This window comes from Caballeronia sordidicola (genome assembly GCF_002220365.1).
In the GTDB taxonomy this organism is placed as follows: domain Bacteria; phylum Pseudomonadota; class Gammaproteobacteria; order Burkholderiales; family Burkholderiaceae; genus Caballeronia; species Caballeronia sordidicola_C.
On sequence record NZ_MTHB01000046.1, the window covers coordinates 187,824 to 202,268 of the forward strand.

Consider the following 14,445-nt stretch of genomic DNA (forward strand, 5'->3'; position numbering starts at 1 on the left):
AAGCCTGCGCGTCACCACGCCGCCCCGACACATTCCTGGAGACACCATGACGGACAACCTGCGCGAAGCCGCACTCGACTATCACCGCTACCCGACGCCGGGAAAGATTTCTGTCACGCCGACCAAGGCCATGGCCACCCAGCGCGACCTGGGCCTCGCCTACTCGCCGGGCGTGGCCGAAGCCTGCCTTGCCATCGTCGAGGACCCGCGTGAGGCGGGCAACCTGACCGCGCGCAACAATCTCGTGGCCGTGATTACCAACGGCACCGCGGTGCTGGGTCTCGGCAACATCGGCGCGCTCGCGGGCAAGCCGGTGATGGAGGGCAAGGCTTGCCTGTTCAAGAAGTTCGCCGGTATCGACGTATTCGACATTGAACTCGACGAGGCCGACCCCGACAAGCTGATCGACACCATCGCGCGCATGGAACCGACCTTCGGCGGCATCAACCTGGAGGACATCAAAGCACCCGAGTGTTTTTACATCGAGAAGAAACTGCGCGAGCGCATGAAGATTCCGGTTTTCCACGATGATCAGCATGGCACCGCGATCGTGGCCGCGGCAGCCATCCTGAATGCACTCAAGTACGTTGGCAAGGACATCTCGGAGGTCACGCTGGTGGCCTCGGGCGCGGGCGCCGCGGCGCTTGCGTGCCTGGACCTGATCGTCAGCCTCGGGCTGCCCATGCACAAGATATTCGTGTCCGACAGCAACGGCGTCGTCTACGTTGGCCGCAAGGAGCAGATGGACCCCAACAAGGCTCGCTATGCGCAAGACACGCCGGCACGCAAGCTCGCCGAGATCATCGAGGGAGCCGATATCTTCCTGGGCCTGTCGGCCGGCGGCGTGCTCACGGCCGACATGGTCAAGCGCATGGCACGCGCCCCGATCATCCTGGCAATGGCCAATCCAAACCCGGAGATCATGCCCGAAGAGGCGCTGGCAGTGCGCCCCGACGCAGTCATCGGCACAGGCCGCTCCGACTATCCGAACCAGGTCAACAACGTCTTGTGTTTCCCGTTCATCTTCCGTGGCGCACTTGATGTCGGCGCGACCACGATCAACGAAGCGATGAAACTGGCAGCCGTGCGCGCGATCGCCGAGCTGGCGCACGCTGAGATCCCGGAGGTGGTGGCGCAAGCCTACGGCGCGGCAGGCCTGCGCTTCGGCGCGCAATACCTGATTCCCAAGCCGTTCGATCCGCGCTTGATTGAAGTGGTGGCGCCGGCGGTCGCGCAAGCGGCGATGGACAGCGGCGTCGCCACGCGCCTGATCGAGAACATGGAGGCCTACCGGCAGCGTCTGGGCCAGTTCGTCTACCATTCCGGCAACGCGATGCAGCCGGTGTTCGCGGCCGCCAAGCTCAGCGCGAAGCGAGTGCTGTACGCGGAAGGCGAGGACGAACGCGTGCTGCGCGCGGCCCAGGTGGCGGTCGACGAAGGCATCGCCCGGCCGCTGCTGGTGGGCCGGCCGGCGACGCTCGCCGAGCGGATCGAGGAGTACGGCCTGCGCCTGCGCTCCGGGGTCGACTACGACTGCATCGACCCGCTCGACCCTGAGATCTACGGCGACGCGGCCGAGGCGTACTACCAGCTCGCCCGGCGCCGCGGCGTATCGCGCGTGCAGGCCCAAGCCGAGATGCGCAGCCGCGGCACGCTGCTAGGCGCGATGGTGCTCCGCGAAGGCCGCGCTGACGCCATGCTGTGCGGCACCTTCGGGCGCTACCAGGATCACCTCGGCCATGTGCGCGACGTGATCGGGCTCAAGCCCGGCAGCCAGACCTTCGCGGCCATGCAGATGCTGATGCTCCCGGGTCGCCAGTTATTCATCTGCGATACCCATGTCAATCTCGACCCGAGCGCCGCGCAGCTCGCTGAGATCACGCTGCTGGCAGCCGAGGAAGTGCGCCGATTCGGCATCACGCCGAGCGTGGCGTTGCTGTCGCATTCGAGCTTCGGCAGCTCGGACGCCCATAGCGCCGTCAAGATGCGCGAAGCGCTGACGCTGGTCAAGGCGCTTGACCCGCAGCTAGCGGTGGATGGCGAGATGCGAGGCGACGCGGCGTTGTCGCGCTCTATCCTCGAACACGAGTTTCCGGACTCGTGCTTGAGCGATGAAGCCAATGTGCTGGTCATGCCCAACGTCGACGCGGCCAATATCTCCTACAACCTGTTGCGGCTCGCGGCGGGCGGAGGCATCACGGTGGGCGGCATCCTGCTCGGCGCGGCGCGGCCGGTGCACATCCTCACCCCATCGTCGACCGTGCGCCGCATCGTCAACATGACAGCGCTGGCAACGGTCGATGCCGGCTCGCAACGGGGCGTCGAATGACTACCATCGGCGCGACCAAGAACGAGAGCGCGAACCCGCCTGCCGCACAGCGCGGCCTCGACAAGACCGCACGCATTCCCATCAAGGTGATCGCAGCGCCGGCCCTGCTCAAGCCAGACTGGATCCGCGTGCGGGTGTTGCACAACGAGACCTTTCGTAGCGTCAAGCAGATGCTGCGCGAAGAGGGTCTGCATACGGTGTGCGAGGAGGCGTCCTGCCCGAACATCGGCGAATGCTTTAGCCACGGTAGCGCAACCTTCATGGTGCTGGGGCGCCTGTGCACCCGCCGCTGCCCATTCTGCGACGTAGCCCACGGCCGGCCCGAAGCCCCCGACTCGCAGGAGCCCGGCCGCCTCGCGCGCACCGTCGCCCGGCTCGGCCTCAAGCACGTGGTGATCACCAGCGTCGATCGGGACGACTTGCGCGACGGCGGTGCCGCGCACTTCGCGCATTGCATCAAGGCCGTGCGCGAGCACTCGCCCGTCACCTTGATCGAGGTGCTGACGCCCGATTTCCGCGGCCGTCTGGAGGGGGCGCTGGACCGGCTTGCGAGCAACCCGCCGGACGTGATGAACCACAACCTGGAGACCGTGCCGAGGTTGTACCGCGAGGCGCGTCCCGGTGCCGATTACGCACACTCGCTGGCGCTGCTGCGCGACTTCAAGCAGCGCTGCCCCGACATCCTGACGAAGTCCGGCCTGATGCTGGGCCTGGGCGAGACCGACGACGAAATCCTCGCGGTCATGCGCGATCTGCGCGCGCACGACGTAGACATGCTGACCGTTGGACAGTACCTGCAGCCGCGTGCCGGCAACCTGCCGGTGCGCCGCTATGTCGAGCCGCAGGTGTTCGATGTCCTGGCAGAGCAAGCGCGGCAGATGGGATTTACCCATGTCGCCAGTGGGCCGCTGGTGCGTTCCAGTTACCACGCCGACCGGCAGGCGCAAGCCGCAGGCATCTGAACGCCTGGACCACCCACAAGCACAGAAGGAGACACCCATGGACCACGATCCCAAAAGCAGGCCGCTTTACAAGTCGCTCTACTTCCAGGTCATCACGGCGATCGTCATTGGTGTGCTGGTGGGCCATTTCTACCCACACACCGGTACGGCGATGAAACCGCTCGGCGACGGTTTCATCAAGCTGATCAAGATGATCATCGCGCCGATCATCTTCTGCACCGTGGTGGTAGGCATAGCCGGCATGGAGGACATGAAGAAGGTCGGCAAGACGGGCGGCCTGGCGTTGCTGTACTTCGAGGTCGTCAGCGCCGTCGCGCTGGTGGTCGGGCTCGTGATCATCAACGTCTTGCGGCCCGGCGTGGGCATGAATATCGATGCCGGCACGCTCGACCCCAAAACTATCGCGGCCTATACCGCACCCGGCAAGATGCAGGGCACCGTCGAGTTCATCTTCAACATCATTCCCAGCACGGTCGTGGACGCCTTCGCCAAAGGCGAGATCCTGCAAGTCCTGCTCTTCTCGGTGATGTTCGGCTTCGCGCTGCACAAGTTCGGCGGTCGGGGCACCTTGATATTCGACATCATCGAAAAAGGCTCGCATGTGCTGTTCGCGATCGTCGGCATGATCATGAGGGTCGCCCCGATCGGCGCCTTCGGCGCCATGGCCTTCACCATCGGCGAGTACGGACTGGGCTCGCTGCTGTCGCTCGGCAAGCTGATGGGTACGTTCTATGCCACCTGCCTGTTCTTCATCTTCGTCGTCCTCGGGACGATTGCCCGGTTGCACGGCTTCTCGATCTGGAAGTTCATCCGCTACATCAAGGAAGAACTGCTGATTGTGTTCGGCACCAGTTCGTCGGAAGCGGCCTTGCCGCGCATGATGGTCAAGATGGAAAACCTCGGGGTGCGCAAGTCGGTGGTCGGCCTGGTGATTCCTACCGGCTACTCATTCAACCTGGACGGCACCTCGATCTACCTCACGATGGCCGCCGTGTTCATCGCCCAGGCAACAAACACGCCGATGACGCTGGTGCAGCAGATCACGCTGCTGGGTGTCCTGATGCTTACCTCCAAAGGAGCAGCGGGCGTGACAGGCAGCGGTTTCATCGTGCTGGCGGCGACACTGTCGGCCGTAGGAGGCGTCCCGGTCGCAGGGCTTGCGCTGATCCTGGGCATCGACCGCTTCATGTCGGAGGCGCGCGCGCTGACTAACCTGATTGGCAACGGAGTGGCGACGGTTGTGGTCGGGAAGTGGCTCGGTGACCTCGATGTCGATCGCCTGCATCGCCAACTCAACAACCAATCCGGGGCCGCCACCGAGGATCCTGAAGCGGTACTCGACGCTGTGGAACAGCACATGCCTGTGGCCTCGAAACACTAAACAGCTCATTTATATAGCTTACCTAAGCATTCGATGCGAATCCCGGACCTGGAATCCACCATGACCACCGCAACCGATCACCCGCGCCACCGCATCGTCATTGTCGGCGGCGGCGCGGGCGGGCTCGAATTGGCAACCCGGCTGGGCAACACGCTCGGCCGGCGCGCTCAGGCCGACATCACGCTGATCGAAAGGAAGCGCACCCACGTATGGAAACCCAAGCTGCACGAGATCGCCGCCGGCAGTATGGATATGAGCGCTCACGAAGTGGGTTACCTCGCCCAGTCGCACTGGCATCACTTCCGATATCGCGTGGGCGAAATGGTGGGTCTCGATCGGGAACGGCGCGAGGTGCTGGTGGCGCCCCATGTTGACGACGAGGGTCAGCAGGTTACGCCACAGCGCGCATTCGGCTACGACACACTGGTGATGGCCGTCGGCAGCCAGAGCAACGACTTCGGTACGCCGGGCGTGCGTGAATACGCGATGCGGCTGGAATCATCCGTCGACGCGCTGCGGTTCCATTCGCGCATGGTCAATGCCTGCATCCGCGCGCATGCGCAAACTACGCCGCTGCGTCCCGAACAGTTGCAGGTGGTCATCATCGGCGCGGGCGCTACGGGTGTCGAGCTGGCGGCCGAACTGCACCGCACCACACGCGAAGTGGTGGCCTTCGGCCTGGACCGTGTCGATGCCGACAAGGACATCCGCGTGACGGTCGTCGAGGCTGCGCCGCGTGTATTGCCCGCCTTGCCGCCACGCCTGTCGCAGGCCACCGAGGACCTGCTGGCCAAGCTTGGCGTGGAAGTGCGCACGAATGCCAAGGTATCCGAAGTATTGTGGGACGGCGTGCGTCTGGCCGATGGCCAGTTTCTACCTGCCGAACTTGTGGTCTGGGCGGCCGGCGTCAAGGCGCCAGACTTCCTGAAGGACATTGCAGGCCTCGAGACCAATCGCGTCAACCAGCTGGTGGTGCGGCCGACGCTGCAGACCAGCCGTGACGAGAACATCTTCGCCATCGGCGACTGCGCGGCCTGCGCGTGGCCGCAAGCCGGGGAGGCAATCCTCGTGCCGCCACGCGCTCAGGCCGCCCACCAGCAGGCCACTCACCTGATGCGGCAGATCAGGCGGCAGCTGGCTCGCAAACCGCTTGTCGACTACCGCTACCGGGATTTTGGCTCGCTCGTCTCGCTGGGCGAGTTCAGCACCGTCGGCAACATGATGGGGGGCTTGATCGGCGGCAACCTGATGATCGAAGGCTTGTTCGCACGCCTGATGTACCTGTCGCTCTACAAGATGCATGAACTGGCCTTGCACGGCTTCCCCAAGGTGGCGCTCGACACCCTGGCGCGGCTGATCGTGCGGCGCACCGAGCCTCACGTCAAGCTGCATTGATATCGGCGGCCTGTTTTTTAAACCTGGACATGGCGAGACGATCCCGCGGCCCAAACGCGAGGCCGCAGCAACATCGAGCACCCTGTCATGGAGCCGGGCCATGACTGATGTCAGCGAAAAGGCAGCGAGTACCCGCCCATTTTTTTGGCTTTTGCATCATCCACTGAGAAGGAGTGAACATGTCCGACATCGTTATCGTCGCCGCCGCCCGCACCGCCGTGGGCAAGTTCGGTGGCACGCTCGCCAGGACCCCTGCGGTCGATCTCGGCGCCCATGTGGTCAGGGGGTTGCTGGCGCAAGCCGGCGTGCCCGCCGACGCGGTGAGCGAAGTCATCATCGGCCAGGTGCTGAGCGCCGGTGCGGGCCAGAACCCGGCGCGCCAAACCGTCATCAAGGCCGGGTTGCCGCAAAGCGTTCCCGCCATGACCATCAACAAGGTGTGCGGCTCCGGCCTCAAGGCTGTCATGCTCGCGGCACAAGCGCTCAAGTGCGGCGACGCCGAGATCGTCATTGCCGGGGGCCAGGAAAACATGAGCGCGGCGCCGCACGTGCTGCCCGGTTCACGCGATGGCTTTCGCATGGGCGACGCGAAACTGGTCGACAGCATGATCGTCGACGGCTTGTGGGACGTCTATAACCAGTACCACATGGGCATCACGGCGGAGAACGTGGCGAAGGAGTACGGCATCACGCGCGACGCGCAGGATGCGCTGGCGCTCGCCTCGCAGCAGAAGGCCGCCGCGGCGCAGGACGCCGGCCGGTTCGCCGACGAGATCCTGCCGTTTTCCATTGCGCAGAAAAAAGGCGAACCGATCATCTTCGCGGCCGACGAGTTCGTCAACCGCAAAACCAGCGTGGACGTGCTGGCCGGTTTGCGTCCGGCCTTCGACAAAGCGGGATCGGTGACGGCGGGCAATGCATCGGGGCTCAACGACGGTGCTGCCGCCGTGCTCGTGATGAGCGCACAGCGCGCCGCGGCACTCGGCTTGCGTCCACTGGCCGTGATCCGCGCGTATGCGTCGGCAGGACTCGACCCCAAGATCATGGGCATGGGCCCGGTGCCGGCCTCGCGATTGTGCCTGCAGCGCGCAGGCTGGTCGGCGCAAGACCTTGACCTCATGGAGATCAACGAAGCCTTCGCTGCGCAGGCCTGCGCGGTGAACAAGGAAATGGGTTGGGACACGAGCAAGATCAACGTCAACGGCGGCGCCATTGCACTCGGCCACCCGATCGGCGCGTCCGGCTGTCGGATCCTGGTGACTCTGCTGCACGAAATGAAGCGCCGCGGCGCCAACAAGGGGCTGGCATCGCTGTGCATCGGCGGCGGCATGGGCGTGGCGCTAGCCGTCGAACTTGCCTGAATGTACGTGAATGCGCGCGAATATGCGTGAGCACATCTGAACGTAACACCAACAAGGAGACGGAACATGACACAAGCACGCGTGGTACTGGTAACGGGAGGCATGGGTGGCCTGGGCGAGACGATCTCCACCAAGATGGTCGATGCCGGCTACAAGGTGGCCGTGACCTACTCGCCCGGCAACAACCGTCACGGCGAATGGGTGGCGCAGATGAAGGCGAACGGTTATGACATCCTCGCCGTGCCCTGCGACGTAACCGACATCAACTCCTGCGCGAGCGCAGTGGCGCGCACGCAGGATGAGCTTGGGCCCATCGACGTACTCGTCAACAACGCCGGCATCACGCGCGACATGACCTTCAAGAAGATGGACAAGGTCAACTGGGACGCGGTGCTGCGCACCAACCTCGACAGCCTGTTCAACATGACCAAGCAAGTCGCCGACGGCATGGTCGAGCGCAACTGGGGCCGCGTAATCAACGTGTCGTCGGTCAACGGCTCCAAAGGGGCCTTCGGCCAGACCAACTACTCGGCAGCCAAATCCGGGGTACACGGTTTCACGAAAGCACTGGCGCTCGAAGTAGCCAGGAAGGGAGTCACCGTTAACACCATCTCGCCAGGTTACATCGGCACGAAGATGGTAACGGCCATTCCCCAGGAGATACTGGACTCCAAGATCCTGCCGAACATCCCGGTTGGCCGGCTCGGCAAGCCCGAGGAAGTCGCCGGGTTGATCATCTACCTTGCCTCCGAAGAAGCCGCCTTCGTGACCGGCGCCAACATCGCCATCAACGGCGGTCAGCACATGCAGTGACAAACCCCTCCCCGGTCAGGGAAAACTCAGACCCGGCCGCGAACTACCGCCGTCGGCAGCGGCGGCAATCGGTACTCGCGTGCCTGTCCGGCACCGGCCCGGGTCTACCGGGGCACCAGCAAGACGGTCCTCTTACTACTCAAGGAGACAAACGTGATCAAGTCTGGAATCGATCAGGATGCTTTGGTCAAGATGTTCGCTGAAGCCACGGCCAAGCAGTCGGAGACCTTGGGCAGCGCCGTGCGCGAGGCTACGCTGAAGGCGCTTCAGGAGCGTGAGTTGACCTTGGAGAACATACGCAAGGTCCTGAAAACAGTAACTCAGGCGGCCTCAACGGGCACGGCGCAGAATCCGGCGGGTTCCATGGACGTTGAGCAGTTGCTGGGCAAGGCCTTTGCCGGCATGGACGCCGCTCTGCTGCAAACGGTCGAGGCCCAGCGCAAGGCCTTGGCGCAGTTTGTCAATCAGGGCGTGGATGTGCAGGACAAACACATGAAAAGCGCGCTGGCCAATCTGGAGCAGATGGAGAATGTCTTCTTCACGACGGTATCCAGAGCGACCCGGGAAACCGGCGACTCGCTGCGCGCACCCTGGCAGCACGTGCTCGATGCCATGAAGCTCAAGGGCACCGATACCGGAGCGCAAGCCAGCGTGAGCGTCGAGCAGTTGCTGGCCCAGGCACAGGCAGCCTTGCGGGATGGCCGGGCCAACGGCGTGCATGCCGCCCGGGCCATGATGGACAGCTACGCTGCGCTGGTGAGCGGCGTACTGATCGGCATGTCCGACGCTCTGCAGCCCGAGGCCGTGCCTGACTCGGGCCGGTCCCGCAAAACGCAAGCCCAGGCCTAGGGCGATCCCGGCCGTGCGTCATACCCCGCGCCTGGCAGGCGATATTGCACGAGTTCTCCTCGTCAAGACGGTACTGTTATTCGTTATCCTTAAGATACTTGAACCCAGCCCGCAAGCTGCCCGTGTCGATCGGGCCAGCACCGCGCGACACCTGTTGGGCACGGCACGCAATTTACCGTCGTTGAAGGACACGCATGGCAGTTGATCCCGAAGTCGTCGCGCTGTCGCGGCTGCAGTTCGGCGCCACCGCGCTCTATCACTTCCTGTTCGTCCCACTGACGCTCGGGATGTCGTGGCTGCTTGTCATCATGGAGTCGCTGTATGTGATGACCGGCAAGCTCGTCTACAAGGACATGACCCAGTTCTGGGGCAAGCTGTTCGCAATCAACTTCGCGATGGGCGTCACGACCGGCATCACACTCGAATTCCAGTTCGGCACCAACTGGGCCTACTACTCGTACTACGTCGGCGACGTGTTCGGCGTACCGGTTGCAGTCGAAGGGTTGATGGCGTTTTTTCTCGAGTCGACCTTCGTCGGCTTGTTCTTCTTCGGCTGGGATCGCCTCGGCCGGGTGCAGCATCTCGCTGTGACTGTCCTCGTCGCGCTGGGCTCCAACCTCTCGGCGCTTTGGATCCTGATCGCCAATGGCTGGATGCAGAACCCAGTGGGCGCCGCGTTCAACGTCGAGACACTGCGCATGGAGCTGGTCAGCATCGAGGCGGTCATCTTCAACCCGGTCGCGCAGGCGAAGTTCGTCCATACGGTGGCCGCGGGCTATGTCGCCGCGGCGATGTTCGTACTCGGCATCAGTTCGTGGTATCTGCTGAAGGGACGTGACGTGGCGTTCGCGATACGTTCGTTCGCGATCGCAGCGGCCTTCGGTTTGGCGTCCGTGTTGTCGGTGATCGTGCTCGGCGACGAGTCGGGCTACACTGCGGGCGAAGTCCAGAAGGTCAAGCTCGCGGCGATCGAGGCCGAGTGGGAGACCCAACCGGCACCGGCATCATTCATGCTGTTCGGCATTCCTGATGATGACACTGAGACTTCCAGGTACGCGATCTACGTTCCCTGGCTGCTAGGACTGATCGCGACCCGCTCCGCCGACACGCCCGTGCCAGGCATCCGCGAGTTGCGCGCAGATGCCGTACAGCGCATCCGCAGCGGCCAGCGCGCCTTCGCCGCGCTCCAGTCGATGAAACGCGGTGATCGCAGCTCACCCGTGATGGCGCAGTGGCAACAGCATGGCGGCGATCTTGGTTACGGCCTGTTGCTTGCGAAGTACACGCCGGCCGTCGTCGATGCAACCGATACGCAGATCACGCTGGCCGCCCATGACACGATTCCGCGCGTCGCCCCCCTGTTCTGGGCGTTCCGCGGAATGGCCGGGCTGGGCATGTGGTTCCTGCTGGTGTTTGCCGCTGCGTTCTACTTCATCGCGCGGCGCAACGTGGCGCCCAAGCGCTGGCTGATGAGGATCGCGCTATGGTCGATTCCGCTACCCTGGGTGGCGGCCGAGCTGGGTTGGTTCGTGGCTGAATATGGCCGTCAGCCGTGGACCGTCAGCGGTGTGCTGCCGACTTACCTGAGCGTGTCGAGCGTAGCCCCGGGCGACCTGTACTTCAGCCTGACGGGATTCGTTGGCTTCTACACGCTGCTGCTGGCGGTGGAACTCTATCTGATGTTCAAGTATTCCCGCCTGGGTCCGAGCAGCTTGGGGCAGGGTCGATATCATTTCGAAACCCACTCCGACGCGATCGCACAGGGAGACACCGATGTTCGAGCCTGACACGCTGCGCCTCGCGTGGTGGTTGTTGATCATCGTGCTGTTCGCCGGCTTCGTCGTCACCGACGGCTTCGATCTCGGCGCGCTGATCCTGTTGCCATGGGTCGGCAAGACCGATGAACAGCGCCGCGTGGTCCTCAACGCGGTCGGCGCTACTTGGGAAGGCAACCAGACCTGGCTGATCACCGCAGTCGGGGCAACCTTTGCCGCGTTTCCACAGGTCTATGCCGTGAGCTTTTCCGGGGCGTACATCGTAATGATGCTTGCCCTGTTCGCGCTGTTCGCGAGGCCAGTTGGTTTTGACTATCGCAGCAAGCTCCAGAGCCGCCGCTGGCGCACCGCGTGGGACTGGGCGCTATTCGCCGGTGGCCTGGTGCCTGCCGTGGCATTTGGCTTGCTGGTGGGCAACCTGTTCATCGGCCTGCCATTCCGGCTCGACAGCGATTTTCGCATGGCTTATAGCGGGCACTTCACCAGCCTGTTTCAGCCGTTTGCCGTGCTCGTCGCGGTTGCTGCGGTAGCGTTGTGCGCGATGCATGGCGGCGCCTATGTGCAGAGGCGCACCGAACCGGCGTTTGCTCGTGCGGTCGGACGCCGAACGTCGGGAGCCGCGCTGATCTTCACGCTGTTGTTCGTCATCTGCGGCGCATGGCTGGCAACCTCCTTGCCCGGCCTTCGCTTTGACACTGCGGCACTCCTGCAAGCGCCTGCAGCAGGGTCGGCACGGCTGCCTCAGCATGTGGCCGGCGGCTGGACCGGCAACTTCGTGCGGTGTCCCGGTCTGCTGGCCCTCCCCCTGCTAGCCGTTCTCGGTGCGATGGCGACCGCCCTGCTCAGCCGGACGGCGCACTGGACCGCTGCATTCTGTTCGAGTTCGCTGACCGTGCTGGCGGCGATCTTCACCGCGGGCGTCACTTTATTCCCGGTGCTGCTGCCTTCGTCGATCGACCCCGCAAGCAGCCTGACGTTATGGAACGCCAGTTCGAGCCCCAGAACCCTGAAGATCATGCTGATCGTGGCGGCGTTGTTCGTGCCGCTGATCGTGCTGTACACCGGCTGGGTTTATCGCGTGCTGCGCGGCCCGATCACCGTGGAAGATATTCGAAGCCACGGCGCAAAACTATACTGAACGATGGAGCATCTACCTTATGTGGTACTTCACCTGGGTCCTCGGTCTAGGGCTGGCACTCGCTTTCGCGATCATCAACGCGCTATGGCTGGAGTCTTCATACGCATTCGGACAGATCGACGAAGACACTACACGCGAACGCTTCGAGTCCCGCGTAGAGCGCTAAAATTTTCCCTATAGTTCGATATCCTTACATTCTCGATCAGAAGGATATTTCCATGCAACGAAGTCCTTCGTCCTCTATCACGCACGCTGCGAAAAAAATGAAGGGCCAACTAGCGGCGCGTGACGCGCTGTCGATTTTCCTTTCCAACCTGTAGGAGACAGCATGGCCTCGCCGTTCAACATGCCGGACGAGTTCGTCCGGGGATTTTTCAAATCGGCGCAGACGCTGATGCAAGCGTTACCAGGCGTGCCCTGCGATGCATCCGCGAGGGCGGCCGAGCCCCCAGCCCTCGCGCTTGCACAGGCGCAGACCCACTACTGGCAGCAGCAGATGGCGCTGTATATGGGCATGGTTGCAAGCGCCGCCGGCAAGACTCCGGAGCCGACGGCACTTCCCGAGCGCGGTGACCGCCGGTTCAATGCCGACGCGTGGCGAGACAATCCCTGGTATAGCCTGCTCATGCAGACTTATCTGCTCAACGCGCGCCTGCTTGACGAAATGGTCGAAGCGGCCGGCATTGAGGAGAAGGAAAAACACAAGCTGCGCTTCTATGTGCGCCAGTTTATCGACTCGATGAGCCCGGCCAACTTCGCGGCGACCAATCCCGAGGCCATGACAGTTGCGCTCGAAACGCAAGGGGAAAGCATCAGGGCCGGTTTTGCGAACCTGGTCGATGACCTGAAACGCGGCCGCATCTCCATCACCGATGAGAGCGCATTCGAAGTGGGCCGTAATGTCGCGGTCTCCAAAGGTTCGGTCGTGTTCGAGAACGAGCTGTTCCAGCTGATCCAGTACGCGCCGCTCACCGACGAGGTCGCCACGCGAGCGCTCGTGATTGTGCCGCCGTGCATCAACAAGTTCTACATCCTGGATCTTCAGCCGGAAAACTCGTTCGTGCGCTTTGCAAGCGAACAAGGCCAGACGGTGTTCCTTGTGTCCTGGCGCAACCCCGGCGCCGAACTGGCACACATAACCTGGGACGACTACCTCGAAAAAGGCGCGATGAAGGCGATCGAGATCGGGCTCGCGATCAGCGGTGCCGACAAGGTCAACGCGCTCGGCTGGTGCGTGGGCGGCACGATCCTGTCATCGGCCGTCGCGGTGCTGCGCGCACGCGGCGACGAGTCGGTGGCGAGTCTCACGCTTCTCACGACCATGCTCGATTTCAGCGACCCGGGCGACCTGGGCGTGTTCATCGACGAACAGGGGGTTTCGCAGCGCGAACAGTCCATCGGTCACGGCGGAATCTACCCGGGCCAGGAACTCGGCTTCGTATTCCAGGCGCTGCGCGCCAACGACCTCATATGGCCTTACGTCGTCAATAACTACCTCAAGGGCAGCGCTCCCCAGGCGTTCGACCTGCTGTACTGGAATGCGGACGGCACCAACCTGCCTGGGCCGATGTACGCCTGGTACCTGCGCAACATGTACCTCGAGAACAACCTGTGCAAGCCGGCCCGCCTCACGATGTGCGGCACCCCAGTGGACTTGGGATGCATCGACATGCCGAGCTATGTGCTCGCCACGCAGGAGGACCACATCGTGCCGTGGAAAGGCGCGTATCGCACGACGCAACTGGTCGGTGGCGGGAGGACTCAGTTTGTGCTCGGCGCGAGCGGTCATATAGCGGGCGTGATCAACCCGGCGTCGAAGAACAAGCGTAGTTTCTGGACCGACGGCCAACTGGGCGACGACGCGCAAGCGTGGCTTTGCTCCGCAACGTCGAAGCAAGGCAGCTGGTGGACGCACTGGATGGACTGGCTGAAACCGCATGCCGGCAAGCCGAGATCGGCTCCCAAACGACCCGGCAATGCGAAGTACAAGCCGATCGAGCCCGCGCCCGGGCGCTACGTCAGGAAGACCAGCAAAGATCAGGTGTGAGCTCACGGGAGCGCCCACAGTAAACGTCTGTATAAAAGAGCGAACGAATGGCGTATTTGACGGGAATTCCCGGGTGTTCCGGCACGCGTGCGTTGGTATCATTTAAGCATTATGGCTGGAAGCGTCATACGCGCTCGGCGACGAGCAAACTGATGGGCGCTTCGAATCGCGGTCAGGCGCCTTCGGGGCACTAGGAACCGCGATCAGGCCTCCATTCCAAGGGCCACGCGTCGGTTTGCGTGCGGCGCAAAGCCCCAGAGGAGACAGAACATGACCCAGTCGACGTTCGGGGCTGCGCTTCGGCTCGGCCACGCTATCGGACATGGGTTTCGGGCCACCTACCTGTGATTCATCCGCCTGCGAATCAAGTTCAGGTACGGCAAAGCCATGTCAGG

At 63.3% G+C, this 14,445-nt stretch carries 11 protein-coding genes; all 11 read left to right on the top strand.

Translation table 11 applies throughout. The features are described 5' to 3' along the window. Nucleotides 1-46: 46 nt before the first annotated feature. On the top strand, nucleotides 47-2,329 hold the full coding sequence (locus BSU04_RS08205) for an NADP-dependent malic enzyme (protein WP_089160130.1): 2,283 nt from the start codon (nucleotides 47-49) through the stop codon (nucleotides 2,327-2,329). Beyond that, on the top strand, nucleotides 2,326-3,291 hold the full coding sequence (gene lipA / locus BSU04_RS08210; protein WP_089160131.1) for a lipoyl synthase: 966 nt from the start codon (nucleotides 2,326-2,328) through the stop codon (nucleotides 3,289-3,291). Before BSU04_RS08205 ends, lipA begins: the two co-directional genes overlap by 4 nt. Before the next feature lie 37 nt (nucleotides 3,292-3,328). After that, nucleotides 3,329-4,672, top strand: coding sequence for a dicarboxylate/amino acid:cation symporter (locus BSU04_RS08215; RefSeq protein WP_089160132.1), 1,344 nt, complete (start codon nucleotides 3,329-3,331; stop codon nucleotides 4,670-4,672). 60 nt (nucleotides 4,673-4,732) lie between these two features. Continuing rightward, entirely contained in the window at nucleotides 4,733-6,067 is a 1,335-nt protein-coding gene (locus BSU04_RS08220) for an NAD(P)/FAD-dependent oxidoreductase (protein WP_089160133.1), read from the top strand. Between the two features lie 179 nt (nucleotides 6,068-6,246). Then, a complete protein-coding gene (locus BSU04_RS08225) occupies nucleotides 6,247-7,428 on the top strand; it encodes an acetyl-CoA C-acetyltransferase (RefSeq protein ID WP_089160134.1) in 1,182 nt (393 codons plus the stop codon). A 66-nt stretch (nucleotides 7,429-7,494) separates the two neighbouring features. Next, nucleotides 7,495-8,241 carry an acetoacetyl-CoA reductase gene (gene phbB / locus BSU04_RS08230; protein ID WP_089160135.1) on the top strand — a complete coding sequence of 249 codons (747 nt, stop codon included), beginning with the start codon at nucleotides 7,495-7,497 and terminating at the stop codon, nucleotides 8,239-8,241. A gap of 153 nt (nucleotides 8,242-8,394) precedes the next feature. After that, nucleotides 8,395-9,090, top strand: a complete 696-nt coding sequence (locus tag BSU04_RS08235; protein WP_256982310.1) for a DUF6781 family protein — start codon at nucleotides 8,395-8,397, stop codon at nucleotides 9,088-9,090. Between the two features lie 194 nt (nucleotides 9,091-9,284). Then, complete coding sequence (locus tag BSU04_RS08240; RefSeq protein WP_089160136.1) at nucleotides 9,285-10,877, top strand: cytochrome ubiquinol oxidase subunit I; 1,593 nt, start codon at nucleotides 9,285-9,287, stop codon at nucleotides 10,875-10,877. Then, nucleotides 10,864-12,003, top strand: a complete 1,140-nt coding sequence (gene cydB / locus BSU04_RS08245) for a cytochrome d ubiquinol oxidase subunit II (RefSeq protein WP_089160137.1) — start codon at nucleotides 10,864-10,866, stop codon at nucleotides 12,001-12,003. Before BSU04_RS08240 ends, cydB begins: the two co-directional genes overlap by 14 nt. 19 nt (nucleotides 12,004-12,022) lie before the next feature. Beyond that, complete coding sequence (gene cydX / locus BSU04_RS08250) at nucleotides 12,023-12,169, top strand: cytochrome bd-I oxidase subunit CydX (protein ID WP_089160138.1); 147 nt, start codon at nucleotides 12,023-12,025, stop codon at nucleotides 12,167-12,169. Nucleotides 12,170-12,331: 162 nt separating this feature from the next. Continuing rightward, nucleotides 12,332-14,050, top strand: coding sequence for a class I poly(R)-hydroxyalkanoic acid synthase (phaC, locus tag BSU04_RS08255; protein ID WP_089160139.1), 1,719 nt, complete (start codon nucleotides 12,332-12,334; stop codon nucleotides 14,048-14,050). Nucleotides 14,051-14,445: the final 395 nt, after the last annotated feature.

Bases quoted from the DNA above. Each gene is read 5' to 3' on its own strand.
- cydB (WP_089160137.1), top strand. From the start codon at position 10,864: ATGTTCGAGCCTGACACGCTGCGCCTCGCGTGGTGGTTGTTGATCATC.
- BSU04_RS08215 (WP_089160132.1), top strand. From the start codon at position 3,329: ATGGACCACGATCCCAAAAGCAGGCCGCTTTACAAGTCGCTCTACTTC.
- BSU04_RS08220 (WP_089160133.1), top strand. From the start codon at position 4,733: ATGACCACCGCAACCGATCACCCGCGCCACCGCATCGTCATTGTCGGC.
- lipA (WP_089160131.1), top strand. From the start codon at position 2,326: ATGACTACCATCGGCGCGACCAAGAACGAGAGCGCGAACCCGCCTGCC.
- cydX (WP_089160138.1), top strand. From the start codon at position 12,023: ATGTGGTACTTCACCTGGGTCCTCGGTCTAGGGCTGGCACTCGCTTTC.
- phaC (WP_089160139.1), top strand. From the start codon at position 12,332: ATGGCCTCGCCGTTCAACATGCCGGACGAGTTCGTCCGGGGATTTTTC.
- BSU04_RS08225 (WP_089160134.1), top strand. From the start codon at position 6,247: ATGTCCGACATCGTTATCGTCGCCGCCGCCCGCACCGCCGTGGGCAAG.
- BSU04_RS08240 (WP_089160136.1), top strand. From the start codon at position 9,285: ATGGCAGTTGATCCCGAAGTCGTCGCGCTGTCGCGGCTGCAGTTCGGC.
- phbB (WP_089160135.1), top strand. From the start codon at position 7,495: ATGACACAAGCACGCGTGGTACTGGTAACGGGAGGCATGGGTGGCCTG.
- BSU04_RS08205 (WP_089160130.1), top strand. From the start codon at position 47: ATGACGGACAACCTGCGCGAAGCCGCACTCGACTATCACCGCTACCCG.